The sequence below is a fragment of the Synechococcus sp. BIOS-U3-1 genome, from assembly GCF_014279975.1.
Classification (GTDB): Bacteria; Cyanobacteriota; Cyanobacteriia; order PCC-6307; family Cyanobiaceae; genus Synechococcus_C.
On the sequence record NZ_CP047936.1, the window covers coordinates 592,890 to 619,546 of the forward strand.

General features: G+C 57.8%; 29 protein-coding genes and 2 tRNA genes. 14 read left to right on the forward strand and 17 right to left on the reverse strand.

Annotated features, from left to right (window positions below; genetic code table 11):
• Positions 1–110: 110 nt before the first annotated feature.
• A complete protein-coding gene (locus tag SynBIOSU31_RS02940; RefSeq protein ID WP_186491921.1) occupies positions 111–1,769 on the forward strand; it encodes an alpha-amylase family protein in 1,659 nt (552 codons plus the stop codon).
• On the opposite strand, the gene SynBIOSU31_RS02945 is transcribed toward SynBIOSU31_RS02940, so the two are convergent.
• The 6 genes from SynBIOSU31_RS02945 to SynBIOSU31_RS02970 all read right to left on the reverse strand — a co-directional run bounded on the left by SynBIOSU31_RS02945 (position 1,766) and on the right by SynBIOSU31_RS02970 (position 6,048).
• Positions 1,766–3,334, reverse strand: coding sequence for a glycerol-3-phosphate dehydrogenase/oxidase (locus SynBIOSU31_RS02945; RefSeq protein WP_186491922.1), 1,569 nt, complete (start codon positions 3,332–3,334; stop codon positions 1,766–1,768). The genes SynBIOSU31_RS02940 and SynBIOSU31_RS02945 overlap by 4 nt on opposite strands.
• Complete coding sequence (gene glpK, locus SynBIOSU31_RS02950; RefSeq protein ID WP_186491923.1) at positions 3,327–4,832, reverse strand: glycerol kinase GlpK; 1,506 nt, start codon at positions 4,830–4,832, stop codon at positions 3,327–3,329. The genes SynBIOSU31_RS02945 and glpK overlap by 8 nt, the downstream gene beginning before the upstream one ends.
• A gap of 119 nt (positions 4,833–4,951) precedes the next feature.
• On the reverse strand, positions 4,952–5,158 hold the full coding sequence (locus SynBIOSU31_RS02955; protein ID WP_186491924.1) for a hypothetical protein: 207 nt from the start codon (positions 5,156–5,158) through the stop codon (positions 4,952–4,954).
• Positions 5,159–5,199: 41 nt separating this feature from the next.
• A complete protein-coding gene (locus SynBIOSU31_RS02960; RefSeq protein WP_186491925.1) occupies positions 5,200–5,739 on the reverse strand; it encodes a response regulator transcription factor in 540 nt (179 codons plus the stop codon).
• 145 nt (positions 5,740–5,884) lie between these two features.
• Positions 5,885–5,956, reverse strand: a tRNA-Thr gene (locus SynBIOSU31_RS02965).
• A 10-nt stretch (positions 5,957–5,966) separates the two neighbouring features.
• Positions 5,967–6,048: transfer RNA gene (locus SynBIOSU31_RS02970), tRNA-Tyr, on the reverse strand.
• Positions 6,049–6,152: 104 nt separating this feature from the next.
• Here SynBIOSU31_RS02970 and aroQ point away from each other — a divergent pair.
• The 3 genes from aroQ (at position 6,153) to SynBIOSU31_RS02985 (ending at position 7,585) form a co-directional block, all read left to right on the forward strand.
• On the forward strand, positions 6,153–6,596 hold the full coding sequence (gene aroQ, locus SynBIOSU31_RS02975) for a type II 3-dehydroquinate dehydratase (RefSeq protein ID WP_186491926.1): 444 nt from the start codon (positions 6,153–6,155) through the stop codon (positions 6,594–6,596).
• Complete coding sequence (locus SynBIOSU31_RS02980) at positions 6,593–7,219, forward strand: tRNA-(ms[2]io[6]A)-hydroxylase (protein ID WP_186491927.1); 627 nt, start codon at positions 6,593–6,595, stop codon at positions 7,217–7,219. Before aroQ ends, SynBIOSU31_RS02980 begins: the two co-directional genes overlap by 4 nt.
• A 129-nt stretch (positions 7,220–7,348) precedes the next feature.
• Positions 7,349–7,585, forward strand: a complete 237-nt coding sequence (locus tag SynBIOSU31_RS02985) for a hypothetical protein (protein ID WP_186491928.1) — start codon at positions 7,349–7,351, stop codon at positions 7,583–7,585.
• 4 nt (positions 7,586–7,589) lie between these two features.
• Here SynBIOSU31_RS02985 and SynBIOSU31_RS02990 read toward each other — a convergent pair whose 3' ends face one another.
• The gene (locus SynBIOSU31_RS02990) at positions 7,590–8,135 is read right to left on the reverse strand and encodes a 1,2-dihydroxy-3-keto-5-methylthiopentene dioxygenase (RefSeq protein ID WP_186491929.1); all 546 of its coding nucleotides are present in this window, start codon (positions 8,133–8,135) and stop codon (positions 7,590–7,592) included.
• A gap of 61 nt (positions 8,136–8,196) precedes the next feature.
• On the opposite strand from SynBIOSU31_RS02990, the gene cobI reads away from it, so the two are divergent.
• Both cobI and SynBIOSU31_RS03000 read left to right on the forward strand, forming a co-directional pair.
• Complete coding sequence (gene cobI / locus SynBIOSU31_RS02995) at positions 8,197–8,988, forward strand: precorrin-2 C(20)-methyltransferase (protein ID WP_186491930.1); 792 nt, start codon at positions 8,197–8,199, stop codon at positions 8,986–8,988.
• 17 nt (positions 8,989–9,005) lie between these two features.
• Positions 9,006–9,611 carry a DUF4079 family protein gene (locus tag SynBIOSU31_RS03000; RefSeq protein ID WP_186491932.1) on the forward strand — a complete coding sequence of 202 codons (606 nt, stop codon included), beginning with the start codon at positions 9,006–9,008 and terminating at the stop codon, positions 9,609–9,611.
• Between the two features lie 3 nt (positions 9,612–9,614).
• Here the strand turns inward: SynBIOSU31_RS03000 and SynBIOSU31_RS03005 are convergent, their stop codons facing one another.
• Genes SynBIOSU31_RS03005 through SynBIOSU31_RS14675 form a run of 3 tightly spaced genes read right to left on the reverse strand, consistent with a single transcriptional unit; the run spans position 9,615 to position 12,926 of the window.
• Positions 9,615–11,606, reverse strand: coding sequence for a glycosyltransferase family 2 protein (locus SynBIOSU31_RS03005; RefSeq protein ID WP_186491939.1), 1,992 nt, complete (start codon positions 11,604–11,606; stop codon positions 9,615–9,617).
• Positions 11,603–12,607, reverse strand: coding sequence for a tRNA dihydrouridine synthase DusB (gene dusB, locus SynBIOSU31_RS03010; RefSeq protein ID WP_186492805.1), 1,005 nt, complete (start codon positions 12,605–12,607; stop codon positions 11,603–11,605). Before dusB ends, SynBIOSU31_RS03005 begins: the two co-directional genes overlap by 4 nt.
• 52 nt (positions 12,608–12,659) lie before the next feature.
• Entirely contained in the window at positions 12,660–12,926 is a 267-nt protein-coding gene (locus SynBIOSU31_RS14675; RefSeq protein ID WP_255477320.1) for a hypothetical protein, read from the reverse strand.
• Between the two features lie 267 nt (positions 12,927–13,193).
• Here SynBIOSU31_RS14675 and SynBIOSU31_RS03020 point away from each other — a divergent pair, with 267 nt between their 5' ends.
• The gene (locus SynBIOSU31_RS03020) at positions 13,194–13,658 is read left to right on the forward strand and encodes a DUF1823 family protein (protein WP_186491941.1); all 465 of its coding nucleotides are present in this window, start codon (positions 13,194–13,196) and stop codon (positions 13,656–13,658) included.
• Between the two features lie 3 nt (positions 13,659–13,661).
• On the opposite strand, the gene SynBIOSU31_RS03025 is transcribed toward SynBIOSU31_RS03020, so the two are convergent.
• Positions 13,662–14,045 (reverse strand): L,D-transpeptidase, encoded by a 384-nt coding sequence (locus SynBIOSU31_RS03025; protein ID WP_186491943.1) that lies wholly within the window; start codon positions 14,043–14,045, stop codon positions 13,662–13,664.
• Between the two features lie 181 nt (positions 14,046–14,226).
• On the opposite strand from SynBIOSU31_RS03025, the gene der reads away from it, so the two are divergent.
• The 6 genes from der to proC all read left to right on the forward strand — a co-directional run bounded on the left by der (position 14,227) and on the right by proC (position 18,990).
• Positions 14,227–15,594: a ribosome biogenesis GTPase Der gene (der, locus tag SynBIOSU31_RS03030; protein ID WP_186491945.1), complete on the forward strand. Its 1,368-nt coding sequence runs from the start codon at positions 14,227–14,229 to the stop codon at positions 15,592–15,594.
• Positions 15,595–15,599: 5 nt separating this feature from the next.
• Entirely contained in the window at positions 15,600–16,517 is a 918-nt protein-coding gene (locus tag SynBIOSU31_RS03035; RefSeq protein ID WP_186491947.1) for an energy-coupling factor transporter transmembrane component T family protein, read from the forward strand.
• Between the two features lie 17 nt (positions 16,518–16,534).
• Positions 16,535–16,801: a PipX family protein gene (locus tag SynBIOSU31_RS03040; protein ID WP_067093917.1), complete on the forward strand. Its 267-nt coding sequence runs from the start codon at positions 16,535–16,537 to the stop codon at positions 16,799–16,801.
• Positions 16,802–16,823: 22 nt separating this feature from the next.
• Positions 16,824–17,486, forward strand: coding sequence for a YggS family pyridoxal phosphate-dependent enzyme (locus tag SynBIOSU31_RS03045; RefSeq protein WP_255477321.1), 663 nt, complete (start codon positions 16,824–16,826; stop codon positions 17,484–17,486).
• A 97-nt stretch (positions 17,487–17,583) separates the two neighbouring features.
• Complete coding sequence (locus SynBIOSU31_RS03050) at positions 17,584–18,159, forward strand: cell division protein SepF (protein WP_186491949.1); 576 nt, start codon at positions 17,584–17,586, stop codon at positions 18,157–18,159.
• Between the two features lie 12 nt (positions 18,160–18,171).
• Positions 18,172–18,990, forward strand: a complete 819-nt coding sequence (gene proC, locus SynBIOSU31_RS03055) for a pyrroline-5-carboxylate reductase (RefSeq protein WP_186491950.1) — start codon at positions 18,172–18,174, stop codon at positions 18,988–18,990.
• Between the two features lie 21 nt (positions 18,991–19,011).
• Here proC and SynBIOSU31_RS03060 read toward each other — a convergent pair whose 3' ends face one another.
• From SynBIOSU31_RS03060 to hpf, 6 genes are all read right to left on the reverse strand, one after another.
• Positions 19,012–21,054, reverse strand: coding sequence for a hypothetical protein (locus SynBIOSU31_RS03060; RefSeq protein WP_186491951.1), 2,043 nt, complete (start codon positions 21,052–21,054; stop codon positions 19,012–19,014).
• A 136-nt stretch (positions 21,055–21,190) separates the two neighbouring features.
• Positions 21,191–22,375, reverse strand: coding sequence for a glycosyltransferase family 4 protein (locus SynBIOSU31_RS03065; RefSeq protein ID WP_186491952.1), 1,185 nt, complete (start codon positions 22,373–22,375; stop codon positions 21,191–21,193).
• Positions 22,376–22,403: 28 nt separating this feature from the next.
• Positions 22,404–23,783, reverse strand: a complete 1,380-nt coding sequence (locus tag SynBIOSU31_RS03070; protein ID WP_255477322.1) for an MFS transporter — start codon at positions 23,781–23,783, stop codon at positions 22,404–22,406.
• 29 nt (positions 23,784–23,812) lie between these two features.
• Positions 23,813–24,601 carry a DNA repair protein RecO gene (gene recO / locus SynBIOSU31_RS03075; RefSeq protein ID WP_186491954.1) on the reverse strand — a complete coding sequence of 263 codons (789 nt, stop codon included), beginning with the start codon at positions 24,599–24,601 and terminating at the stop codon, positions 23,813–23,815.
• Positions 24,598–25,278 (reverse strand): 2-deoxyribose-5-phosphate aldolase, encoded by a 681-nt coding sequence (locus SynBIOSU31_RS03080; RefSeq protein WP_186491955.1) that lies wholly within the window; start codon positions 25,276–25,278, stop codon positions 24,598–24,600. Before SynBIOSU31_RS03080 ends, recO begins: the two co-directional genes overlap by 4 nt.
• Positions 25,279–25,315: 37 nt before the next feature.
• Positions 25,316–25,903 (reverse strand): ribosome hibernation-promoting factor, HPF/YfiA family, encoded by a 588-nt coding sequence (gene hpf, locus SynBIOSU31_RS03085; RefSeq protein WP_186491956.1) that lies wholly within the window; start codon positions 25,901–25,903, stop codon positions 25,316–25,318.
• A 95-nt stretch (positions 25,904–25,998) separates the two neighbouring features.
• On the opposite strand from hpf, the gene lipB reads away from it, so the two are divergent.
• Entirely contained in the window at positions 25,999–26,649 is a 651-nt protein-coding gene (gene lipB / locus SynBIOSU31_RS03090; protein ID WP_370593701.1) for a lipoyl(octanoyl) transferase LipB, read from the forward strand.
• Positions 26,650–26,657 lie beyond the last annotated feature (8 nt).

Sequence of the window (26,657 nt, forward strand, 5' to 3'; positions counted from 1 at the left end):
GAGCGTGCTGTCTGTGTCGAGCATGCTCGCAGTTTCGTTAGCTCAACCGTTGACGTGGGGATGACGCTGAGCACGATCGCCATTACACCGTGATCAGAGGCAACGGCCTGATGAGTCAGCAGAAGCCGTGGTGGAACGGAGCCGTCATCTATCAGCTGATCGTGCGCAGTTACCGCGATGGCAACGGCGACGGGATCGGAGACCTGCAGGGGTTGGCTAGCCGGCTTCCTTATTTGCGTTGGCTGGGTGTGGAAGCCATCTGGCTGACGCCCATCTACCCCTCACCGCTGGATGACGGCGGGTATGACATCACCGACTTCAAGGCGATTCACCCTGATCTGGGCGATCTCGCAGCGTTCCATCGTTTTCTCACGGCCGCACATTCGCAGGGCCTCAAGGTGGTGATGGATTTGGTGATGAATCACACCAGCACCCTCCACCCCTGGTTTCAGCGCGCTCGATGGGCACCACAGGGCAGCCCTGAGCGTGACATTTATGTGTGGAGTGATGATCCGCATCGTTATGCGGATGCCCCTGTGCTTTTCCGCCATTTCGAGTCGTCGAACTGGGAATGGGATGAGGTGGCAGGTCAGTACTTCCTCCACCGTTTCTTGCGTCATCAGCCTGATCTCAATTACGCCAATCCATTTGTCCAGGAGGCGATGTTGGATGTGGTGGATTTCTGGATTGATCGTGGTGTCGATGGCTTCCGCCTGGATGCCGTCCCTTTCCTTTGTGAGGAGGAGGGATCACGCTGTGAGGGGCTCCCTGAAACCCATGCTTTTCTCAAGCGATTGCGCCAGCGAGTGGATTCCCATGGCCGGGACATTTTGTTGCTGGGAGAAGCGATCCAGCCCGTTGATGAAATTGCGCCCTATCTGTTGCAAGACGAGCTCCACGGCGCCTACAACTTCGCTCTGACCGCTCACTTGTTTGCTGCAATCGCGAGCGGCAGTGTGGACAATCTGCGTAATTGTCTTGAGGAGGCACAGCAGGTTGTCAGTGGCTGCCGCTGGGCATTACCTCTGCGTAACCACGATGAATTGTGGCTGGGTGATGGTCACCTGATCCCAGAGGAGGTGATCCAGATCATTCGTGCCGGTCTCCATCAAGGACAGGGGCATTGGCTCAACTGGGGCATCAACCGTCGCCTGGCGCCATTGCTGAATGGCGACCCAGGTTCCAATCGCGTTCTGCACGCGCTGCTTTACAGCCTGCCGGGAATGCCATGCCTCTACTACGGCGATGAGCTCGGCATGGGTGATTGGCCGGGATTACGTGACCGCGATCCCAACCGCACCCCCATGGCCTGGACTCCTGCGCGTAACGGGGGCTTCTCAACCGCACCTGATCCGTTGCTGGTACTCCCGCCGATCACATCTCCCGGCTACGACTATCGCGTGGTCAATGTTGAAGTGCAGAAGCAGCTGCCTGGTTCGCTGCTGAACTGGCACCGGCGCATGCTCACCTGTCGGCGTTTACTGCCAGCTCTGCGATATGGCGATTTCGAGCTGCTGAAATGCGCCCACCCAGGTGTGATTAGCTATGTGCGCTGTGACGGCAGCATGACGGTGCTGGTGGCGGCCAACCTTTCGGCAGCAGGGGCTTCTTTGCACCTTGATCTCAGCCGCTGGAGCGGTGTGCGCACGCGTGAAGTCTTTTGGGGTTGTGAGTATCCGCCTGCTTCGGAGGACTGGTTTGTCTATTTGCCAGCCCATGGATTCAGCTGGTGGCTGATCGGTGAAGTGGAGGACGTGAGCTCCGATTAGTGATTCAGGTCCAAAGGTGTGCTGTTGCCATGGCCGCACTGCTCAAGAATCTGATTCACCACAGGAGTCAACCGTTGCGCTTCGTCGCGATCGACCATGGCCAGCCGTGTTCGGCGGGCCAGCACGTCCGTGACGTTTCTCGCTTTTTCCCTCTCGACGGCATGCCGCAGCTCTCCTCTGCAGATGGGCATCACCGGGCTAAGAGGTTCCCGCTCTTCCTCTGACCAGCTATTGACCAAGGCTTCCGCATTGAGGCCATGACCGCTTTCAAGATGTTCAATTTGTTGCGCTTGCTGAGACGATTTCGGCAACAGATCCTGGAGGGTTGCTCGTTGAGAAATCAGACGGTTTGGGGTTTGCAGGGGATCGGAGTCGGCGCCGATCAGGGCGAGTTCTCTGCGCGCTGGCAGTGATTGTCCGAGTTGCTTTGCAACGGCCACAAGCGTGTCGAGAGCCATTGGACGGCAGGTGGTCCATTTGCCTCCCATCACGCTCACCAGCCCGCTTGGCAGCGTCTCTACCTCGTGCTCGCGAACCACGCGGCTGCTGTTCACATCGGCATCGGCAGGTTTAAGCAGGGGCCTCCCTCCAGCCCAGCAACTGCCGACTTCGATGCTGTTCAGGCCTGGGAACCATCGCTTCACGTAGTTCAGGAGATAGCTCTGCTCCTGATCGGAAGGCACAGCTGCCTGCGGATGGGTGCAGGGCGTGTCTGTTGTCCCGACCAATGTGCGTCCGAAGAAGGGCAGCATGAACAGCACCCGGCCGTCATCGGTGGAGGGCAGCAGTAGGCCAATCCGTTGTGGACATAGACACTGCTTCAGCACAATATGGACTCCGCGGCTGGTCAGCATGCGCTCCTGGCAATCGGGTTCGGCCATATGTCTCAGCGCATCGGCATGAATGCCGGTGGCGTTGACCACCACGCGGGCTTGCCAACGCTCCCTCTGGCCACCAGGGTTTTCGCTGATGGCTCCGCAGACCTTCCCGTGGCTGTTTTTCTCCAGCTCCACCACCGGTGTCTGGGTGCGCACGATCGCCCCATGCTGCTCGGCGCTGAGTGCCATCAGCAGGTTCAGCCTGGCATCGTCAAACTGCCCGTCGCTGTAGGCAACTCCCCCGCTGACGTCGTTACGCAGATTGGGCAGCGCTTCATGCAACAGCGCCCGAGACAGCAGGCGGCTACTGCCGATTCCTGAACGGCCTGAGAGAGCGTCGTACATGCCGAGCCCGAGGCGGTAATAGAGCTGGCCGATGAGCCCACCTGTGGGCAGAGCCAGCTCAAGGCGATGGGCAAGAAACGGTGCCTGTTTCAGCCAATGACCGCGTTCCAACAAGGCTTCTCTCACGAGTCGAAGCTGAGCTGTGTCGGCGGTCTTGAATGCCAGTTCGAGGTAACGAACGCCTCCATGCAAGAGCTTGGTGCTGCGCGAACTTGTGCCTCCGCCAAGGTCATGGCTCTCGAGAAGGGCCACCTTGAGCCCCCGGCAGACGGCTTCGTAGGCCACGCAGGCTCCACTGGCTCCGCCGCCAATCACCAGAAGGTCGAAGTAGTTCTCAGTCATGCCAGCGCAGGCTCCTGGAGATGGCGTCGTTCCACTGCTTCAGCCAGTGCTGGCGTTGTTCGGAACTGAGCGAGGGTTCAAAGACGTCCGCCTGCTCACCGCGGAGGGTTTCCAGGTCTTGGAGGCTGGTGATCAGCCCGGCCTGAACACCTGCCAACAGAGCGACTCCACGGGCGGTGCTCTGAAGGTAGGCCGGACGTCGCACCCTCAGTCCTGTGCTGTCGGCCTGGGCTTGCAGCAGTGGATCCGATGCTGCCGCACCACCATCAACGGCCAGCTCCCCGAGACCATGGCCGATGGACTGCTCCGCCACCTGCACCAGCCCTGCCACTGAGAGTGCGATGCCATCAAGGGCCGCACGGGCGATCTGGCCGCGACCGGTGTCGCGGGTCAATCCGATCAGAAGGCCTCTCGCACCAGGATCCCAATGCGGTGTTCCCCAGCCTGTGAAGGCGGGGACAAGCATCACTCCACCTGCATCGGCCACGCTTTGGGCCAGCTGGTTGACTTCCTCGGCTGTCTCGATGATCCCCAGTCCGTCCCGCAGCCACTGCACCACCGTGCCGGCATTGAAAAGGCTGCCCTCAAGGCAGTAAGTGGGCTCGCCCTGGTCGTCGGTCCAGCCGAGGGTGCTCAGCAAGCCAGCATCACTGCGTTGAATGCTGCCGCCTGTGTTCACCACAAGAAATGCACCTGTGCCGTAGGTGCATTTGGCTTCGCCAGGTTCAAGGCATAACTGGCCCAGTGTGGCGGCTTGCTGGTCACCAAGCAGGGCATGGATTGGGACTCCTGCGAAGGGGAGTCCTGATGCGATCGCTCCAAAATCGCCGCGGCAGGGCACTAGCTCTGGGAGTGCGCTCAGGGGCAGCCCGGTCTGGTTGCAGAACGCATCCACCCACTGACGGTCTTTTAGATCCATCAGCAGAGTGCGGCTGGCATTGCTCATGTCGGAGCAGTGCCGCTTTTGTCCGCTGAGGTTCCACAGCAACCAGCTCTCCACTGTGCCGAAGCAGAGATCATCGTTGGCGGCAGCGCTGGAGGCACTCGGTTCATGCAGCATCAGCCAGCGGATCTTGCTGGCGCTGAAGTAGGGGTCCAGGAGCAGGCCGGTGCGAGCACGCCATTCCGGCTCCAGGCCCTTCTCTTTCCAGTCTTGGCAGATGTCCGAGGTGCGGCCGTCTTGCCACACCAAGGCCGGACCACAGGGCTGTCCGTCACTGCGTCGCCAAAGGATCGTTGTTTCCCTCTGATTCGTGATTCCGCAGGCGATTACAGCGTCTCTCTGCTCCTGGCTGATGGACTTGTCCAAGCGCTTCATCGCTAGGAGCTGGCTTTCCCAGATCTCGCAGGGGCTTTGTTCGACCCAACCGTCAGCTGGGTAGCTGATGGCTAGTGGAGCGCTGGCACTGGCAACGGGGTATCCACGCGGGTCAAAGAGAGCGGCGCGCGAGCTGCTTGTGCCCTGATCCAGTGCAAGAAGGAGCGGCGTTGCTGCCATAGCCGGGTCGTTTTTTAAGTGCTAGCGGCGGGTCAGGCTCCTGCAAAGGGGATAGGTTGTGAGTGAAGCCTTTACTAATCATTCTTGTCGGCCGGGGATGGCGGCCTTTCCGTTGATATTTAGACAAGGAGCTGAATTTCAGGATGTTGGGTCTGTTGGTCCACTAAGCGTTGTCGTAGTGCTGCGCTGAGACTCACGACTGATGGTTGATTGGTGTGTTGTTGCTTGACAATCAGTGCTACGCCCGTCTCAATGCCTAGTTCCAGCGGTAATGGCACCAAGTCAGGGGTGTATCCGTTGTTGGTTAGTACGGATCCAACATGCACGATGAGCGAAAGATTGTTCGTTCCCTTCCAGTTCGCTTCGCTCAGCTGACGGCTTCGACGTTCCGGCGGCCAGAGATGTAGAGCTCGCAACTGTTTCTCTGTACCTGGATAAGCGCCTCGAGGGATGCGCTGCCAAGCTGTTGAGCAATTTCTTTGTTGCTTTTCCCTTCTCCCATCAGTGCATAAATTTCTTTTTGGCGTTGGGTCAGTGATTGATGAGCAGGTTTGATGATGCTGTTAAGACAGTTTCTAAGTGATTCGAAAGCATCAGCTTTATCGATTATCCCGCAGATCGAGTTTTGTAAATGGATGGGGCAGATGAATTCTTGAGCAGATCCCGAGAGAATGATGAGTTGAATATTGGGGTGCTTCTGCATAAGGGTTGTTGCCAGGTCGCAACCGTCTCCATCGGGGAGAATGAGGTCAATGATGGCGATGTCGAAAGTTTCGCGTTCGCTGAGTGCTTCGGCGGACTTGATGCAATCCGCTTTTGCCACGCTTTCGATCTCAGGAAAGCTCTTCAGAAGTGAGGCTAAAAGATCCAGAAAGATTGTCTGGTCGTCAATAACAAGGCAGTTCATGCCCTGCATCATCAGCTCTTGAAAGTGTTTGCAGCAACGAAGTGGTGTTCATTTGATGCAGATATTGCAAATTTTTAGTGCAGTGCGCGCTGATCGCTGTCGGCAACTGCTTCATGAGTTCTTCCCCGATGCCTGAGAAGAACAGAGCCCTTGTCGAGACTTGAACTCGAGACCTCTCCCTTACCAAGGGAGTGCTCTACCGCTGAGCTACAAGGGCGTGTGGTGGATGGGCCGGGTTGGATTTGAACCAACGTAGGCAGAGCCAGCGGATTTACAGTCCGCCCCCATTAACCACTCGGGCACCGACCCGAACCACCAGAAGAATTTACCAGTCGACCTGGCGAGAGATTCGGTGAGCTGTTCCTCTCGTGGGTTCTCGATACGATCGACTTGAAAGGAATTCTTGAAAGGCCATGCGCCTGCTGCTCCTGAACGGCCCCAATCTCAACCTGTTGGGGCAGCGAGAGCCTGCTCTCTATGGACATCAGACGCTTGAGCAGATTGAGCACGATTTGAATCAGCGTGCAACGGCAGCAGGCGTGCAGCTGGAGTGTTTTCAAAGCAATTTCGAGGGTGCGCTTGTGGAGCGCGTCCACCAGGCCATGGGCGAGGTGAACGGGATTCTCGTGAATGCAGGCGCCTACACGCACACGTCGATTGCCTTGCGTGACGCTTTGCTGGGAGTGGCCATTCCTTACGTCGAGCTTCATCTCAGCAACACTCATGCTCGTGAGGCCTTCCGTCATCACTCGTTTCTGGCCGATCGTGCGGTTGGTGTGGTGAGTGGCTTCGGGCCTTTCAGTTATGACCTGGCCCTCGATGGCCTGCTGCATCACCTGCGCCAAGCTGCCATATGACCATTACCTCGTCGGTGACGAGCATCCGCTGGCTGGCAGCGCCGACCAGCGGTCGCTGGGTTGAGCAGGCCATTACCAGGCCGATGGAGGTGCTGATCGACCATGCCCATTGCGAACGCAAAGCGGCTGGGGCGGCGGTACAGCTGATGTTCCGCTATTTATGCGAGCCAGGTTTGGGCGAGGCTCTCAGTCCGTTGGCGCGAGAAGAGCTTGAACACTTTGAACGGGTCTTGAAGCTCCTTAAGGAACGGGGGCGCTATCTCGAGCCCCTTCACTCTCCTGGTTACGGGGCATCATTGGCCAAGCAGGTGCGCCGGGGAGAGCCCGAGCGCATGCTCGATTCTTTTTTGGTTGCGGGGCTGATCGAGGCCCGCAGCCACGAGCGCATGGCGCTGCTTGCTGAGCACAGTCCGGATCCAGACCTGCGCCTGCTCTATGGCGATCTTCTGAAGAGCGAAGCCCGCCATTTCGGTCTCTACTGGGTGCTTTGCGCAGACCGTTATCCAAGGGATGTGATCGTGCCTCGTCTTTATGAGTTGGCCGCGGCTGAGGTGAATGCCCTGCGCGGTGATCTGCCTGCCCCGGAGGCTGTTCGGATGCATTCAGTGGGTGTAGACGCCTGATCCCGTCGGCGAAAGCAGCGCGAGCGCGAGATGCTGGAAGTTCGTAACCAGAGTCCAAAAGAAGTCTGAAGAGACGCGCCATAGAAGCTGGGTCACTTCTAGGATTGACCCACTCACTTCGCGTTATCGATGCCTGATCCTGTGATCGCTGTTGCTGATTCGCTGCAGGCTTTGCGTAACGGCACCACTGATGAGCAATGGGATGGACTTAAGTCCAACCCATTGGTCCGTGACCTGATCGGGCGTTGTGCCGACCTGGAGGCCGCAATGCTGCTGGATGAACAGGCATTGGTGGCTGAGCAGAGGATTTGCAGGACCGCATCCTTGAAATCCGCTGTTGACGCCCGCCTGTTGCTAGCGGCCTGAGTCTCTACGACGCACTGAGGCCGGGGTAGCGCTCGGCGATTGCGTCTCCGGTGTACTCAGCGACCCATCCGTTGGAATGATTGAAAAATCTCAGTGTGCAGAAACAGGGTGTTTCGCCCATGTCAAACCAGTGAGGCGTGTTGGCAGGAACGCTGATCCAGTCGTTTGTTTCACAGAGCACTTGCACAACTTCATCGCCGATGTGCAGGCAGAAGAGACCGCAACCTTCCACAAAAAATCGCACTTCGTCCTCCGTATGGACGTGCTCTTTCAGAAATTTTCGGCGCAGTGACACGCGATCTGGATGATCGGGAAGCACTCTGATTGCATCAACGCTGGGATAATGCCCTCGAGCCTGCGTTTGTTTGATTTCGCTTGCGTAGCTCTCGAGGATCTGTGCGGGTGAAGCGCTGATGTCCGGTCGATGGTGTGCTGGCCAGCGTTCGAAGCCAATCCCCCTTTGCTTTAGTTCGTCTTGGATCCGCTTGCCTTCACTGGTTTTCAGCAGGATGGTGTCGGAGTGTGCTGAATACAGAGTCAGTTGGCTCATGGCTCGGAGGCAATCCTGAAGCAGTGCATGAAGGCTCCTGCCGCCCTGTTCAGCATGCTGGATGGCTGGTTGGCTTGCATTGCTGTTGTCCATCACATCCGTGCGTTCCCCAGATCAGTTGGTGTTGGTGGGTGTAGGCCCCGGTGATCCTGAGCTGCTCACGGTGGCTGCGGTTCGCGCACTGGAGGCTGCCGATGTCATTGCCCACCCCATCGCGCATGAGGGGGCTGAGGGCATGGCCCTTGCGATTGCGTCCCGCTGGATCCGGCCTGATCAGCGATGTCTGCCTCTGTTGTTCCCCATGGTGAGTGAGTCTCAGCCACGGATCGCAGCGTGGAGGCAAGCTGCTGATGTGTTGGCTGCAGAGGTCCGATCCGGTCACCGGGTGGTGCTGTTGTGCGAAGGGGACGTGTCACTGTTCGCGACCGGGAGCTACGTGCAATTGGCTCTGCGACGCCGTCACCCTGATGTGCCGTTCTTGCTCATTCCAGGCATCACGTCGGTGTGCGCAGCAGCAGCGGCAGCGGTGGAGGAATCTCTTGATCTTCCTTTGGCGTTTCAACAGGAGGGCTTGCTCATTCGCCCTTGCCCTGAAACGAATGCCGAGTTGATCGCCTTGCTGCAGAGTGCTCGCAAGACTTCCACGGTGCTGGGTTTGATCAAGCTGGGGCAGCGTTGGTCTTGGGTGCGAGCAGTTCTGGAACAGCAAAAGCTGCTTGATCGGACTCTCTTTGCACAACGGGTTGGTTGGCCTGACCAGTGGGTGGCACAGGCTGAGGCGGTGCCCGACGATGTGAAGCCCTACTTCTCAATGCTGCTGATCCGTCAGCAATGGCCTGAGGTGTTGCCTTGATTGCCGCTTTGCAACCGATGACACCTCTGCAATGGGTTGCACTGGTGCATCCGGTGTTGATCATCCTGTTTGTGTATCCGGTGATCGGCGCCACCATCCGACTTGGAATTCTGGCAAGGGAGCGCCGTCTGGAGATCAATCCCATTGCCGCAACAGTGCCTGTCGAGCATGTTGATCATGGCCGTTGGGCGACAGCGGGTCTGCTTGTGGCTGTGCTGTTCGCGTTGAGTCATGACTTGGCTGCCGCAGGCGCAGGATTCAGCAGCTGGGCGGTGGCCCTCCTTCAGGCATCTGGAGTTGTGCTGTCGTTTTTGGCTCTACTGCGTACCCGCCGACTGGCTCTGAGGCTGCTCTTTGCCTGGAGCTGTTGGCTGTTTCTGCTGCTGATCACGATCCAGCCTTTGTTGGTCAGTGACCGAGCGTTGACTGCCCCTGCTGTTTGGCAGTCGCACACCTGGGGCGGATTGTTGCTGCTCGCATTTTTGCTGCTGACCATGGCCTGTCAGCGGGAGATCGCTGGGCGCTTGTGGATGCGCCGTCTGCATGTGGCTCTCAATCTTCTCGTGGCTCTTTTGCTGGCGACTCAGGCCATCACGGGGACTCGTGATCTCTGGCTTGGCTGAGGGTCATTGCGGTGGGGTCTGTGGCATCAGGCAGCGATGAAAAGGGCGTCGTGATGGCAGCCTGAACAGACGACTGATCAGGGCGAGGAATGCTCGCCACTCAGGCGGTGCCTGACGTTCCGGCCAGCACTCAGGCCGGCAGAACAACCAGAGGATGAGCTCTTGTCGAGTTCGGTCGCTCAGTTCCTGCCAGCGAAGCGCCAGTCGATTGTCTTGGCTGCTCTCCAGCACAACCGGCAATGGCGGAACGTCATCTGTCCAGCGAAGAAGCCTGATGTTTGTTCCCATTGGCATTGGAGTGGCCACCTCCAGCTCCACACCGTCTTCGCTGAGGGCCGTGATTCGACAGGGTCGCCATTGTCCGGAGCCTTCTTCCAGCTCTGCTGGTAAGGAAGCCGACTGCCATGGGGCTGGTTCCTGTGCGGGTGGATCCCAGCAGGCGCGCAGTGCAATCCAGAGGCTGAGCAAGTTGATCACTGCCCAAGTCAGGCCAAGCGGCCTGGAGTCGAGGATCTCACTGTCCAGAGATTCCGTTGTCACCAGTCCAAACAGGTTGACCAGGTTCAGCAGCAGCAGTCCCAGCAGAGGGATCACCAGAACGAGGCTGAAGCTGCCCCGATTGCGTTTCTGGTGTTTTGGTGTCACTCGAAAACCACCGATGTGTCCCATCAGATTGGTGAACACCGTCAGCGTTAGCGGCACCGTCAGCACCCAGCCGGTGAGTTCGCTCAGCAAGGCTGTGCGTGAGCCGCGGTTGATCCAGCCGATGCTGAGCAGAAGTGTGGCCCAGAGCGGTAACAGCAGCCGGAGAGCTTCATTGGTGCTGATCAGAATGGGAACGGTGCCAAGCAGGCCGTAGCTGAGCGGCATCAGCATCAGCACCAACCGGGGCATGTTGTTGAACCAGTGCACAACGCCTTCGAGGTAGGCCATCCGCTCCCCGAAACGAAGCTCGCCAGGGCCCAGTGGTCCGTCACGCAGTCGCAGGCTTTGCAGTGTTCCATTAGCCCAGCGCTGGCGCTGACGCACAAAGTCGGCCATGGTTTCCGCGGCCAGCCCTGCACTGAGCTTCTGTTGGAGATACAGCAGTTTCCAGCCCTTGCGCCGTAGCCGAAGCCCCGTCACGAAATCTTCGGAGATCGCCTGTTCCTTGAATCCTCCGACTGAATCAATGGCGCTGCGTCGAGCCAGAAAAGCAGTGCCGGCGCAAACCACTGCGCCCCAACCGTCGCGGACGGGTTCGATCCATCGATAGAAGCTCTCTTCGTCGGGCAGTAACCATCGCTCCATGCCCAGGTTCCGCATCACTGGATCGGCATTGATGAAGGTCTGCGGGGTCTGAAGCAGCCCTACCGATGGGTCCTGGAGAAAGCCGATGCAGCAATTGAGGAAGTTTCTCTGCGGAATGAAGTCAGCGTCGAATACCGCCACCAGCTCTCCGCTGCAATGGTGTAGTCCGTCATTGAGATTGCCGGCTTTGGCATGGGTGCGAGCCGGTCGATGGCGGTAATGGCACCCGTGCCGAAGAGCCAGTTCTTTCACCTCATCACGGCCGCTGTCATCCAGCACCCAAACGCAACGGTTCCGATAGTTTTGATGGCAACAGGCGATCAGGCTGCGTTCCAGCACCTCGAGGGGTTCGCCGTAGGTGGGCACGAGAATGTCAACCATCGGCCGCCAGTCGCTGCTCTGCCACTGTTCTTCCAGCTGCTGCATCGTGCCTCGACGATCGGGGAAGCGACGCCAGGCCAGCCATAAGGGCAACAGACCCGACAGCAGCAGCCAGGCTTCCGCTGCAAGCAACAACAGGCTCAGTCCTGTGCTGAGGCTCGTGCTCAGGTTGAGGCTGCTGGTGATCCGCCAATGCAGATAGCGGGCGGTGAGCAGGCTGATCAGCAGAATCAGGCTGCGTCGCTTCCAGATGGGGCTCTGCTGCTCGGGCTGTCTTTTCAACCAAAGGGGCCACACCAGCACCATCAGCGGCAGCCAGTTCAAGCCAGCTGCTCCTGCTGTTGTTGAAGCAGTGTCAGTGCCTGATCAGGGGTGGCTGCCCGCATCAGTTTTTGGCGGAACTGGGATGCTCCTGTGAACCCTGTGCAGGTCCAGCTCATGTGTTTTCGTGCGATCAGCAGACCGTGATCGCCCCTCGAGTCAAGCAGGGCCTGCAGTTGTTCAGAGGCCAGCACCAGGCGTTCTCGTGGACCTGGGGTGAGGGGAATGGTACGACCGCTCAACGCCGCATCGATTTGTCCCACTAGCCAGGGGGCCCCCATGGTTCCTCTCCCTACCATCACCCCATCAGCACCGGTCTGCTCAAGGCAGCGCAAGGCGGCGTCCGGGCTGTTGACATCGCCGTTGGCGATCACCGGGATGTTGAGTGACTGCTTGACCGATGCAATCGCTTGCCAGTCTGAGGATCCGCTGAAGCGTTGTTCCCGAGTACGACCGTGCAAGGTCAGCAGCGTTGCACCCGCATCCTCCAGCTGCCTGCACCAGGCCACTGCCGCGTCGTGGGACCCTTCGATCTGCGCTTGATTGCACCATCCCAGGCGTGTCTTCACGGTGACAGGCACGCCGACGGCTGAAGCCACGGATTCCACGATCTGGCAGGCCAGATCGGGATCGCGGATGAGGCCGCTACCACCACCTTTGCGCGCGATTTTTCGCACAGGACAGCCCATGTTGATGTCGATCAGGAAGGCACCGGCGCCCTCGGCTCGTCGGGCTGCATCGGCCATCGCCGCCGGTCTGTGATCGAATAGCTGGACGCCGATCGGTCCGATTTCCTCGCTCAACTCTTCGACTTTGCCCCTGCCATGGCCGAGCTCAAGACTGGTGGCGTTCACCATTTCCGTGAACAGCAGAGCATCCGGCGCCCAGCGTCTTACCAGAGCACGAAAAATTTTGTCGCTGACTCCTGCAAGCGGAGACTGCAGCACGTTGCAGCGCAGAACGCGCTCAACGCTGCTTCCATTCAGCCGCAGACCCCTGACCATCGGGACTTGATTCAGTTCACGCATCCTCGCCAACCGCAGGTCGCATGCGGCTTCAGGCCGCAGACTCATCCAGTCCGAGCCGGGTGCGGGTGTCGCGAACCTGGGCTTCGATGGCGTTGCGGAGCCAGGCCTGGTTGGACCAGTCTTCGTACAGGGCCAGCCGCTCGACTTCCTGCATCAGGTCGAGTGGCACCCGAAGGTTCACGTTCTGAATGCTGTGTGGACTGGCTAGTCCTCCCTGGTGGGGAGCATCGAGATGGAGTACTTGAACTTTCAAGACCTGAAGCCGGGCACCGGCTCGAGGCTGTAGCTGAAGCACACCCTGCCTTGCGCATTCCAGGGAGGGGGTGACACTTCAGCGGTCTCTGTCTTCTTAAGTAAACGCCGGCGATCGCGCTTGGCTGTTGCCATGACTTCGTCCGGAAGTCGAAAAATCAGACGCTGCAGGTGCGCATCACCAAGAAGCGACGTCTTCGGTTCCAGAGATGTGTCGAAGACGTACAGGCTTCAAAAGGTAATAGAAGTGCCTGAGGAGACGTCGTGACATCTCCGCAGCCGCAGCGGCTGTGGATGACAACATGCGGCGATGTCATCACACTCTTGGAGCCTGAGCCGGACTCTTCTGGTCGCGATCCTCGAAGATCGCCTCAGCGATCAATTCGTGGCGTCGCTGGTTTGGGAGCGATTGGGATATCTCTGCCCTGAGAGTGGGGCGGGACCGTGGCTGGCGGGCCCTGCAACGCCTGCTACCTGGAGAGAATCCTTCCCGGAAGCTCCGCCGGTCATCACGTCGCGGCCCGCTTCGGTTCGTCTGACCCGCTCGATTCCAAAGGAATCCAAACAGCTGCTGAAGCAGCAGCTGCAGTTCAGCGGCTATCGAATCACTGAGCTCTACCCAAGGCGCACTCGTCGCGCTACTGCGGTGAACTGGTTGCTGGCCTGGCTGAAGTCAGATGGTGAGCTGTTGCCAGAACAAGGGGCTCTGCCGCTTTTGCTCGATGCTCCGGTGGATCCGGTGCGTGGGCACCCCGGCGATCCACCGGTGGAATGAGCTTCACACCTGAATAACCACCTTGGTGCCCTTGAGCGTGTTCTCAAACAGCCAGCGAGCTTGTTGCGTGGGCATGCGGATGCAGCCATGACTGCGGGGAACTCCGAAGGCTTGTCCGGCATCTTCCTGCCATGGAGCGCCGTGCATGCAAATCATCTCGTTGGCGGTGATGCACATCGCATAGGGCACGCCGGGTGCGACATAGCCACGGCCATGCATGGTCACGGAGGAGTATTTGGTCACCACCTTGGCTTCACCCGTAGGGGTTGGCGTAGCTGCCTTTCCAGTACTTACGGGGATGACCCGCACGATCTCATGGTTGTTGTCGTAGACGGTGAGCTGTTGATCTGAGAGGTCCACCACCAGGGTGGCGATCAGTTCGAGCATGGCGATGTGATGGCGGGTTCACTGACCTATCGCTAGCTGTCTCGTCTGGGTCTTACTGGTCTCGTTCGGAAAGAATTCCCATTCTTGTTGGTGAAATGAAAAGTCCAGCTGGACGTTGCGGCTCTTGATCCCACCGACAGGCGCCTCTGTACTGTCAAGTCTGTTCTTTCTGTGGACTTTCTTGGCGCGTCCCGTCGTCGCGATCATCGGGCGCCCCAACGTTGGCAAGTCCACGCTTGTGAATCGTCTCTGCCGAAGTCGCGAGGCGATCGTTCACGACCAGCCGGGTGTGACCCGTGATCGCACCTATCAGGATGGCTACTGGGGGGATCGCGAATTCAAGGTGGTCGACACCGGTGGACTGGTGTTCGACGACGACAGTGAGTTTCTGCCTGAAATTCGTGAGCAGGCTGCTCTGGCTCTCGAGGAGGCCAGTGTCGCTGTCGTGATAGTTGACGGTCAGCAAGGTCTTACGGCATCGGATGAAGCCATCGCTGAGTTCCTGCGTGGTCAGCGTTGTCCAACGTTGCTCGCGGTGAACAAGTGCGAGTCACCCGATCAAGGTCTCGCCATGGCGGCGGAGTTCTGGAGCCTTGGCCTGGGAGAGCCCTACCCCATTTCTGCGATCCATGGCGCTGGCACTGCGGAGGTCCTGGACAGGGTGCTGACATTCCTGCCGACGAAGGATCAGGAGGGTGACCAGGAAGAGCCAATTCAAATGGCCATCATTGGTCGCCCGAACGTGGGGAAATCAAGTCTTCTGAATGCCATTTGTGGTGAACAGAGGGCCATCGTGAGTCCGATTCGAGGCACCACACGCGACACGATCGATACCAGCATTGTGCGGGAAAATCATCCCTGGCGCCTGGTCGACACCGCTGGAATCCGGCGGCGCCGCAGTGTTAATTACGGGCCTGAATTCTTCGGAATCAACCGCAGTTTTAAGGCGATTGAGCGCAGTGATGTGTGTGTGCTGGTCATTGATGCGCTGGATGGTGTCACTGAGCAGGATCAACGTTTGGCAGGTCGTATCGAAGAAGACGGTCGGGCTTGTGTGGTCGTTGTCAATAAATGGGATGCCGTGGAGAAGGACAGCCACACCATGACGGCCATGGAGAAGGAGCTGCGTTCCAAGCTGTATTTCCTCGACTGGGCCCCGATGCTGTTCACTTCGGCTCTCACCGGCCAGCGTGTCGACAGCATTTTCGCCTTAGCTGTTCTGGCTGTGGAGCAGCACCGTCGTCGTGTCACCACCTCCGTGGTCAATGAAGTGCTCAAGGAAGCCCTCAGCTGGCGGAGCCCGCCGACAACGAGAGGTGGACGTCAGGGCCGGGTGTACTACGGCACCCAGGTGGCGACCAGGCCCCCGAGTTTCACTCTGTTCGTCAATGACCCCAAGCTTTTTGGGGATACCTATCGACGCTATGTCGAACGTCAGATACGGGAAGGGCTCGGATTTGACGGCACTCCTCTGAAGTTGTTTTGGCGTGGGAAGCAGCAGAGGGACGCCGAAAAGGAGCTGGCCAGGCAGCAGAACCATCAGGGCTGAGCGGCATGGATTGGCTGAGGCAGATTCCGATCGGTCAGTACGTGGATGGAGCCGGTGGATGGCTGCGCCAGCTAGATCCCCGTCTCAAGCTGTTATGGGTCCTGGTGTTTCTGCTCACTCCTGTGTTGGCAGGTCCGCTGTGGCGAGTGGCGCTTGTGCTGGCTCTGTTGATGATCACGTTGGTGAGTGGATTGCCGGCTCGGCTGTGGTGGCGCTCGTTGCTGTTGGTCAGTGTTCTGGGGTGCGCGGTCGGATTGTTGGCCATGTTGCTTCCGACTGGTGATCCCGGAGCCAGCGTGAATCTGCGGCCACCAGGGGAGATTCCAGGTCTCACGCTGACCTCACCCTCCTGGGAGTTGATTCGCCTGGGTCCACTGCAATTGGGGTCCCTGAAGCTCGGCCCGCTTGTGGTCGATCGCCGCTCAGCGGAGCTGGGATTGAACAGCGCCACTCTGATCGTGACCGTTGTCCACAGCGTGAATCTGATGTTGCTGTCCACTCCAAGTGAGGAGTTGATGTGGTCTCTGAGTTGGTGGCTGGCTCCTCTGGCTCGTCTTGGAGTGCCGATTGATCGACTGAGCTTTCAGTTGCTTCTGGCTCTTCGCTTTCTGCCATTGGTCCAGGAGGAGCTCCAGAACCTATTGCGCTCTCTTGCTAGTCGTGCCGTCAACCTGCGTCAGCTCGGTTTCAAAGCCTCCTTCGCTCTCGTGCTTTCAGTGGGTGAGCGTTTGCTTGCCAATATTTTGCTGCGTGCTGAACAGGGCGCTGAAGCACTGCTTGCTCGTGGTGGAACCTGGTTGCCTGCGGATTCATTTCGTCCGGAGCATCTCTCGAAGGGTGCTGCCCGTAGCATTTTGAATGGGGTGGCTGCTGTGGGGCTTGTCACCGTTCTTGTTCTGCGCGGAAGGTACGGTGCTCTCTAATTGCCGTGTTCAGGTCTGTGAGCGCTGAGGGTTATCTCAACCATCCCACCTTTGGGATGCTCTACAGAGTGGCCCCTGCCGGGGAAGGTCGTGATGTGTATGCCACGTTGTATGCCCAGCGCATGTTCTTTCTCGTCACCCTGCAGCCTCGAGGGGCTCAGTTCGAGGTGATTCCTTATTTGGATGCGCGCCACCACGCCGAGCTGAATCTCGCCCGCCGACGTCGGGATGCCTCGGAGGATTACGGCAGCTGGAAGCAGTTGTTCGACCAGACCTTCATCTGACCATGCAAGAAGGACAGCTCGGGTGACGGAGATTCAGAGCCGCTGGCAGCAACTGCAACAGCGTCTCCCGCAGGGAGTCAATCTGCTTGCTGTGAGCAAGATGCAGCCTGCTTCAGCAGTTCGAGAACTTGCCGCTTGCGGTCAGATTGATTTTGGGGAAAGCCGGGTTCAGGAAGCCTTGCCCAAACAGGAAGCTCTGTCTGACCTCATCGATTTGCGCTGGCATTTCATTGGCCGCCTGCAGGCCAACAAGGTGCGTGCGGTGGTGAAGGCCTTTAGCTGGATTCATTCCATTGACTCGATGGCACTAGCGGAACGTTCATCCCGAATTGCCCTGGAGGAGGGGCGTTACCCCTCCGTGTTGTTTCAGGTGAAGCTGAGGTCAGATCCATCCAAGGGTGGTTGGGACCCACAGTCACTGAAAGAGGCCTGGCCGGTGCTGCGCCAATTGCCGGGCCTGAAGGCCTCAGGGTTGATGACCATGGCCCCGTTGGAACTGGACAGCAATGAGCGTCAGGACCTTTTCAGGGATTGCCGTGATCTGGCAGATGAGCTTGATCTGTCTCAGTGTTCGATGGGAATGAGCGGCGACTGGCCGCAAGCGGCAGCTGCCGGTGCGACCTGGGTGCGAGTGGGATCGGCCCTGTTTGGTGCCCGGCCGCCGCTGATTCCCGGATCGGAATGATCCAATCAACTTTGTGAGATGGACATCAATTCATCTGGACACGCTTGCTCACAACTCCCTTGAGCGCTATTCAGGGTCAAGGTTCTGCAGATTTCCAGTGTCGTTGATTTCTCGCCTTCGCGCGGTCGTTGCTGGTGATGATTACCTGGACGGCGATTATGACGAGCTCGATTACGACACCGGTGAGCAAGAAGACAGCATGCAGGGCATGTCGTCTGTGAATACCAGTGCTCTGGCTCCTCTGGATGCATCCAATCCTTTTGAGATGGACCAGAGTTTCACGGGCTCCAATGTGATCGGCATGCCTGGAATCAGTTCCGGCACTGCAGAGGTTTCACTAATGGAACCCCGCAGCTTTGATGAAATGCCAAGAGCCATTCAGGCATTGCGTGAACGCAAAACCGTGATTCTTAACCTCACGATGATGGAGCCGGACCAGGCTCAAAGAGCGGTTGACTTTGTTGCTGGTGGAACTTTTGCCATCGATGGTCATCAAGAGCGTGTTGGAGAGAGCATTTTCTTGTTCGCCCCGAGTTGCGTCACCGTGACGAATGCCAGTCAGGACGAAAGCACTACTCCTACTGTTGTAACCAGGGATGTTGAACAAGCTTCGGCTGAGAGCAGTGTTGCTCCTGCACCGGCTTGGTCTGTTTCGGATGCTGCCGCTCTTTGAGTTTTCGCTTCAGTGACCTTTTCGCTTGGTGTGATTGGCTTGGGTCGGATGGCTCAGGCCCTGATCTTTCCTCTGATTGAAAGAGGCAAACTGCTTCCAGCTGATGTCATCGGGGTTGTCGGTAGTCAAGCGTCCGTCTCCCGGTTAATTCCTGATTTGCCCAATGGCTTGACTGTTGTTCCAGCATCTGACCCCAGGGCAGTCTCGGCCTGGAATGCTTCGGTTCAGTTGCTGGCCGTGAAGCCCCAGCAGCTTGATGCTGTGGCCGAGTGTGTTGGGCCAGCTCAATCCGACCAGCCGCCGCTGCTGATCTCCGTGTTGGCGGGTGTCACCCTGGAGCGTCTTCAGAATCAATTCCCAGGACGTGCGTGCGTCCGTGCAGTGCCCAATACTCCTTGTTTGGTGGGTGAAGGGTTGTGTGGGTTGGCATGGGGAGAGGGCATCACGGCCCAGCAGCGTCAGTGGGTGAAGGCGGCTTTCGATCCTGTCAGCGAGGTTCTTGAGTTGCCGGAATCCAGGCTTGATGCGTTTCTTGCTCTCACCTCCTCAGGCCCTGCCTATGTGGCCTTGGTTGCCGAGGCCATGGCTGATGGTGCAGTGGCCGCAGGTTTGCCGCGTGAGCTAGCCCACCGGCTCGCTCATCGAACATTGGCTGGAACTGCCGCACTTCTCGATCAGCAGCAACTCCATCCAGCTCTGCTCAAGGATATGGTCGCCTCTCCTGGCGGTACGACCATGGCAGCACTTCGCACATTGGAGAGTGCCGGTGTGCGGACAGCCTTGATCGAAGCGGTGGTTGCTGCCGCTGAACATGGACGAGCTTTGCGCTAGAGCAAAGCCGAGCTGCTGGATTCAAATTGTGTTGGAGATTGTGAAAATCAGGTCATTGAAATCGTTATCACCAACACCCAGTTTTGTGTCTTCGAAGCCTATCGACACCGATGACTGGTTGGCCGATTCAAAGCTAGATAAGCCAATGAACTGATTCGCCGTCTCGCCGTAACTTGCGAATAATTCACCATCAATATCAATGATGAATCCGTAGTTTTTACCAGTGTTCAGATCAAGCAGCTTGTAATTTTTTTCCTCGCCTCTGTTTGGAAGATCGCTGAAGTGTATCGTTGTTTTTGCGCTGGAGATTGCTTTTTGAATGTAGTCTTTGTCTCCAGGATAGTAATAGCTTCCGTCTGCAGGGGGCGTTCTATCATCTGCTATTGGCGCTGTATTGAGCAGGCCAGTGATTGAATCTGCTTCATAGATATAAACGGTCGCCTTGTTTCCGCCGAGTTTTTTGATGTTGAGATTGAGGTCGCTCCCCATTGCTGTTGAAGCTGCGCCAAGAGCTTCCGGAATGGTTTGTACTTCTAGAATTTCATACATCCAGTCTGCCTTATTTGCATTATGAGGTCTCCAGGATTGGACAAGTTCGCCTACCCCAGGCCCGATCGCAGGATTGTCATTCCATCCCTCATTGCTTGGGTAGTAAGGGTCATAAGTGTATCCGCGTCCTGTCCATGGGAAATTCCTTTTGACTGTATTGCTTTCCCACCAGTTTTCATACCACTCACTGAATGTAATGTCAGATCGCGAGGGATCAACTGTTTTGGCGAGTCCCTTTCCGATCGCCGGGTTGTGGAATCCGATGGTTTGACCATCAGGGATCTTGAACTGATAGGTACCATCGTTTTGCAGCTTAAAACCTTCCAGAGCTCCTGGGATTGTGTTGTCTGTTTTCTGGAAATCTGTATAGGAGCTGTTGTTGCGGTCGTAGCCACCGCCCTTGGGACGGAAAACTGTTTCCTTGGGGACATTCATGGTGACAACAAATTGAAAGTTGTCAAATGCGTCACCCTCAACTCCCACAACATCGGGAAATCGGTTGTATGGATCAAGATTGTTTAATGTGCCGTTGATCAGATTCCGGTCGTATTGATCAGTGCGGTTAACGCCCAAGGCGCCGTTGAGATAGAGAAAAGGTTGTGATTGATTTGTGTTTGGACTCTGAGGGTCTTCGGTATAAGCGCCATACCAGGGGTAGTCTCCAGTATTTAGGTCTTTGGCTTGAAGTTCTTCGAAGGAGGGGAAGAAGGATTTGGATAAATAGTCTCCCTTGTCTCGGACGATATAGTTCCCCTGCTTGTCTTGTTCAATGAGCGGATTGGCTGAATTGATGCCAAATGTTGCGCTGCTGTAGGGAAACTGAAAAGCTACTTTGATGCGACCTTCGGAATCTTCGATGGGCTCTGAGATGATGACATTATTGCCGATTGGAAATGAGTTGGGATCAGCTGTGGCAATCGTATTGATTGATTGGTTGTAGTTGCTTTTAGAGTACTTAAGATCCTGAGCCCACAATCCATTCTCACTGTCCGTTCCCCATGCGTTTTCAAGATCGTATCGGCGAATTTGAACTGCAGTATTTGGAGATGAGAGCTGGATCTTCACCCCGTTGGCGAAGGTGGCGATCAGTCCATTCGCATTCGCCTCGTAGTTGATGGCTTCCTGTTCTATAGATTCACCATTTTGTTTGATTTTGAGTTTGAAGTTGCCAGGCTTGAAGATATGAGAAAAATGTCGTGTGCTCACGCTGCCGAGAGTGCCAGCCTGTGTCGTTTTGGAGGTTGGGATCGAGTTCTTTTCTGTCTTTAGCCACGCGTCCCCATTTGCGATATTGATGCTGCTGATCGACTGTTTGTCCGCAGATTGACTGTTGCTCAGAATGATTTGGGGATTCAATTCCGTGTCATTGTTCACGCCATAGAGCAGGACGTCGAATTTTGAGTTGTTTTGCTCGTCAATTCGTGTCGCGACGAATGACAGTGGATTGTTCAGCGTGAAGTTTGAGCTACTACTTGCAAAACCGGAGATCTGGTTAGAGCTAAATACAAATGTCATGGCAACTTTGCCTTTTTTGGAAAATAGTCATACCAATTGATTCATTGTTGCTCCTTCAGTATTTTTTTTGTTTGTGATCTCACTCGCTGGAGCTCTCAGCGTTGATATGGGCTAAGTGTTTGGTGATGCCGATGTCTCAGGCCGCCAGCGGAGCTCTGCGCACCAGGTCGCCATACAACTGCTCGAGGGCGTCAATATTGCGGCTGATCGTGTATTTCTCCAACACTCTTTCTCGAGCCTGTCGACCGAGTTCACGCGTCAACACAGGTTGATCACGCAGCACCGGAAGCAAGGTGCGCAGTTGGCTGGTGACCCCCAGGGTGCTCATCACAATCCCCGCCCCGCCGGCGAGCACTTCTCCATCGGCGCCAGCATCGGTGGCCACACAGGCACAGCCACTAGCCATGGCTTCAAGCAGGGCGAGTGACAGCCCCTCCACGAGAGAGGGCAGCACGAACACTTCGGCGCATTGCATTAAGGCAATGCGCGTGGCCAGATCTGCTTCATAGCCCCACCAAAGGACGCCTTCGTCGTAACTGTTTTGCAGAGTGCTGCGCAGAGGCCCCTCGCCTACAATCACTAGACGACATCCCTCCATTGGCACCAGGCGCCAGGACTGCAGAAGAGCCTCCACGTTTTTTTCGGTGGCGACTCGCCCCATGTAAAGGACGATGCGCTCCTGACCAAGACGGGAGCGCACCTGATGCATTGCGCTGCCGGCTGCCGGTGTGATGCCAGGCTGTGTCTGTGGCTCTGAAGGACGCCATTGGTTGGTGTCAACCCCGTTTGGGATCACGGCTAAACGGTCTTCGCGCACGCCGAGACGCGCCAGGAATTCAGCTTGTAAATCTGAAAACACGATCACCCGGTCGTACTTCGAGAGCGCAGGTGCGTAGAGCTGATAGGTGAGTTGCTGTGTGCCTGCCGTCAGGTTGCGAAGGCTGGCGTCGAAGGGAGGGTGGAAGGTGGCCACCAGGGGGACCCCCAACTGCTGACAAAGCTCCGGAAGTCGGAAATCCAGCGGCGACAGCGTGAGGCTCGCATGCACCAGATCGGGTTGCAGGCGTTCCAGCGATTCCCGCAACTCACGCTGGGCTCCTGGTGAGGGGATTGTGTAGACCTGCGATTTGACCAGATAGGGAAGGCTGACATCGGGATCATTGGCCAGAAGCGATGTGCTGCTGCCAGGTGCCTTCGGGTTATCGAAGTGGATGAAACTGGTCTGATGCCCCCGTGCCTTCAGGGCCTCCGTTGTGCTCAGCCCATAGGTGACATTGCCGCAGAACGGAGTTTTTTTGCCCAGCCAGGCAATATGCGTCACCGCCAGCGCTCACAAGCCATGGCCGACGCTAGCAGCGTTGCCAGGGGCGTTCGAGTAGCGCGGCAATAAGAGCCAGCAGGGCGAGCAACCACAACACTGGACTAAGCCCAATGCTGCTGACCAAAGTGCCTGCCAGCACTAGCGGCAGGCTGAGGGCGATGTTGATCAGATTGTTCTGAAGACCGAAGACCCTGCCTCTCTGGGATTCCGGAGTTTCCTCCTGGATGGTGGTCTGTGCCGGAATGGCGACTAGTGCGGCTCCGACGCCGAGGATCCCGCAGAACGCCAGAGTGCTATTGAGTGAGCCCTTGAACTGGCTGAGCAAGACCAGTGAAAAGGTGATCAGTCCAAGCCCTGCAGCGGAGAGTCGGCGGCGACTGAAGTGATGACCAAGCTGGGCCATCATCACCGCGCCGATAGCCATTCCCAGTCCGCTCATCGCCAGCAGCATGCCGAAACCAGAGGGCCCGAGACTGCGAATCAGGCCTGCCAGCTGAAGGGCCAGAACGTAGAGAGCTGCAAGCAGGCTGTAAAGCAGCACCAGATGAACCATGGCGTTGCGCACCGTGGGGATGCGCTTCAGCACCTGTAGTCCTTCTCCGATTTCGTGCCAGACCGATCGACCATCGTTTTGGATCTCCCGTTCTCGGTAGCGCACCGCCAGCAGGCTCAGAGCTGCCATGCCATAACAGAACGGCAGCAGAATGAATTCACCACCGCGCACGCCGATCGCGCTGAACAGGTGATTCAGACCTCGCAGGATTGGCTCACCCAGAGCGAAGCCAACGATCGTGGCTCCCATACTTGTGGTTTGGTAGAGCGAGTTCGCTGCCAACAGGTGTTCGCCCGGTACAAGCAGGGTGATGGCCGCCTGTTCGGCGGGTGCGAAGAACTGCGTGAGGATTGATTCAACAAACGTCATGCCGATCAGGCCCCAGTAGCCCCAGGGCAGTCCCAAGATGAGAGGACCAGGGATCAGGAACAGAGGGGTCAGCATCACCATCAAGGCCCTCAGTCCGTTCGAGGCCACCATCACGCGCCGTTTTGGCCAGCGGTCAACCCAAACCCCCGCCACGCTGCCCAAGACCATCGCTGGCAGTGTGTTCGCCACGAAGATCCCTGTGGCGAGGAGGGTGATCACCTGTGTGCGGGTGCTGATATCGAAGCCGTAATCGGAGGCCACCTCTGCAAGAACGCCGTTCTGCTGCGATGTGAGCAGCAAGTGCTGATCGATCAGAAAGACCATCAGCACGATGTAGAACTTGTCCGCCAGCTGGGAAAAGATCTGGCCGATCCAGAGTTTGCGGAAGTCGCTCAGGCGCAACACGGCCTGGAGCCCGCGGCCTCCCTCCGGATTATTGCCGGTGGGTAGGACCGGCTCTGGACTGTTCAGGGGGGATCCGCTCAAGGTTCGAGCAATGATCGGGTCATGATCGCTCACTGCGGAGGCATGCAGTTGCCGACCATCTCCAGTGAACGCACTGGGCGGGGCAAATGGGTGCGGCACCAGCATTCCAGGACAGCCAGAAGCTTTAGCCACACCGGACGCGGACCCATCAGTTCGCCATCGCGTCTCCTTGGCACTTCCGCCCTGGGCAACCGTTGCAAAAGAGCCAGCTCGGATGGGTTGAACTGAATTGTGGCGCCCGGTAAGGATCCGATCGCCAATCCCTCCTCAGGTAGAAGGCTGCAGCGCCATGCCCACTCACCAATCGGAGGGGCCAGTTCAGCTCCTGTGCGGCAGCAAATCTGTAGTGGAATTCCATAGCCGCCCAGAGCCAGTAGATGGACTCCTGCCTGCACGAGCATCGCTAAGCAGAGATCTGCGTCTGGTTGGCTGGAGCGGCTCAGGCTTTCGAAGCTCTCGAGATGAATCAGCACCGTGTCGAGCATTCCTGGAACAGGGTCGCAGTCGCTCACAAGGGCAATGGCCAGTTCCGCCAGGGCTTGGGCGGCAGCCAATGTTTCCAGTTGCTTCCCAACACCGCTGTAGTTGTGCACGACCTGCAGCTGACGCACCCTCTTCAAACTGCGACGACCCACCACCTGCAGATCCAGCAGGGTGAGCGGAACTGCAGCGGCAAGGCTGCTACGTGGTTTACGTGCTCCGGGCACTGCAAGTCGCACCACGCCGTCTTCATCACTGAGCAGGGTCAACAAACGATCGTGCTCTCCGAGGGGCCCCACCTTGAGGGCCAATCCCGTCAGGCGCTTGTCTCCACTCATCGCGGTTGTCGCAGAGCCTTCACCAACGCTGGACCATGACCGGTGCCCAGCGCGATGGCTCCTGCTTCAACGAGATCAAGCGCCAGTTCAAGTTCTCGGATTCCACCGGCAGCCTTGATGGCGCAACGGCCTCGGGTGAGCTGCCTGAGTTCCCGGATCTGATTGGCTGAGACGGCTGCTCCAAAACCATTGCCGGCCTGGAGCGATGCAGCGCCTGCATCCATGGCAGCTTCTGCTGCGAGAGCAAGCTGCGCTTCATTCAGTTGATTGACGTCCAGCACTACGGTCATGGGCAGATCCAGTGCCGCGATCGCCGCCAGCTCTTCGGCAAAGCTGTTGGCACGGCCGTTCACAAGTGCTGACCAGTCCGGTGTGACTTCGAGAGCGTCGGCTCCATGGGCAGCAGCCCATTCGGCTTGGGCTTGTTTCAGCTCGGCAGGCAGCGCTCCAAAAGGGAAGGCAACAGTGGCGATCAACCTCACCGGTCCATGACCCCCCAGGCGCCTGCGGACAGCTTCGAGGTGAACGAGGCTGACGCAGACTCCGCCGAATCCCAGTTGCCTGGCGGCGTCGCAAAGCGTGAACAGTTCCTCCTCCTGCAGCAGTGGATTGAGCAGAGCTTGGTGAATCAGAGGGGGGATGTCCGGCAGATCCTGCCGGCGCGGTGACTTGGTCATCGCTGAGCAAACGACGGATCAAGCCGCCATGAAAGGGTCAGTTGCGTGCCTGGATCACTCCATAGCCACCGTGGTTGCGCCGATAAATCACCTGCAGCTCGCCGCTTTCACTGTCGCGAAATAGATAAAAGTCATGGTCGATGAGATCCAGCTGGGTGCGTGCGTCATCCAGCGTCATCGGTGGCATGGCGAAGTACTTGCGGCGCACACCTGGGCTGGGCAGTTGAGCCTCTTTCCCCGCGAGGAGTGAACCGTCCACGGGGCTGTCATCGAGCACCGCTTCAGTCGTTGGGGTCTCGGTGGCTCGATGGCCAGGGCTGTGGTGGTGGTCGCTGTGGCGTTCTTTGAAGCGTCGAAGCTGACGTGCCAGCTTGCTCGCCACCAAGTCGATGCTGGCGTAGAGATTCTCACTGCGTTCCTGGGCACGAATCACTGTGCCGTTGGCGAAGACGGTCACCTCAGCTGTTTGCTGGGGAACGCGGGGATTGCGAGCTACCGACAGGTGGACATCCGCTTCCTGAACGAGATCGTTGAAGTGATGGATTGCCCGATCAAGCTTCGTCTCGGTGTAATCCCGCAATGCGGGAGTCACATCCAGATTGCGACCATGGATCAAGAGCTTCATGCATCCCTCCGGTGTCTGCTCCTAAAGGAAAGCTAGTGACGCCTTCGGATTCCGGAACCGGGTCTTCGGCATTTCTTTTCCAGCCTGAACAGCTGGTGCCTTTTCAGCAGGCCTGGGACCTGCAGCGCTGTTGGCAGGAGCAGTTGCTTCTGGAGTCAGATCACGCCGCTGATGCGGAAGCGGTCTGGCTGCTGCAGCACCCTCCCTGTTACACCCTTGGCCGCGGCGCCAGTGAAGACCATCTGCTGTTCGATCCGGAGCATCCGCCGGCCCCACTGCACCGCATTGATCGTGGTGGGGAGGTGACGCATCACGCACCCGGTCAACTGGTGGCTTACCCGGTGCTGGATCTCCGTCGTCGTCGCACCGATCTGCACTGGTATCTGCGTCAGCTGGAACAGGTGGTGATTGATGTGTTGCAGGCTCTCGACTTGCAGGGGGTGCGGATCGAAGGTCTCACTGGGGTCTGGCTTGATCAGCAAAAGGTGGCGGCAATCGGTGTTGGTTGCCGTCGCTGGATCACGCAGCACGGTCTTGCGTTGAACGTGACCTGCGATCTGGAGGGTTTCGAGTCCGTGGTGCCTTGTGGACTCAAAGGACGAGCGGTTGGTCGCCTCTGCGACTGGATTCCTGAACTGGAGATCGAGATTGTGCAACCCCTGCTGCGCGATGCCCTGGCCACTCGCTTCAATCTGGTCTGGAAGGAGAGCGTTGGCGAGCAGCTGTGTTTGCCGAAGCAGCCTTGAGGTGATAG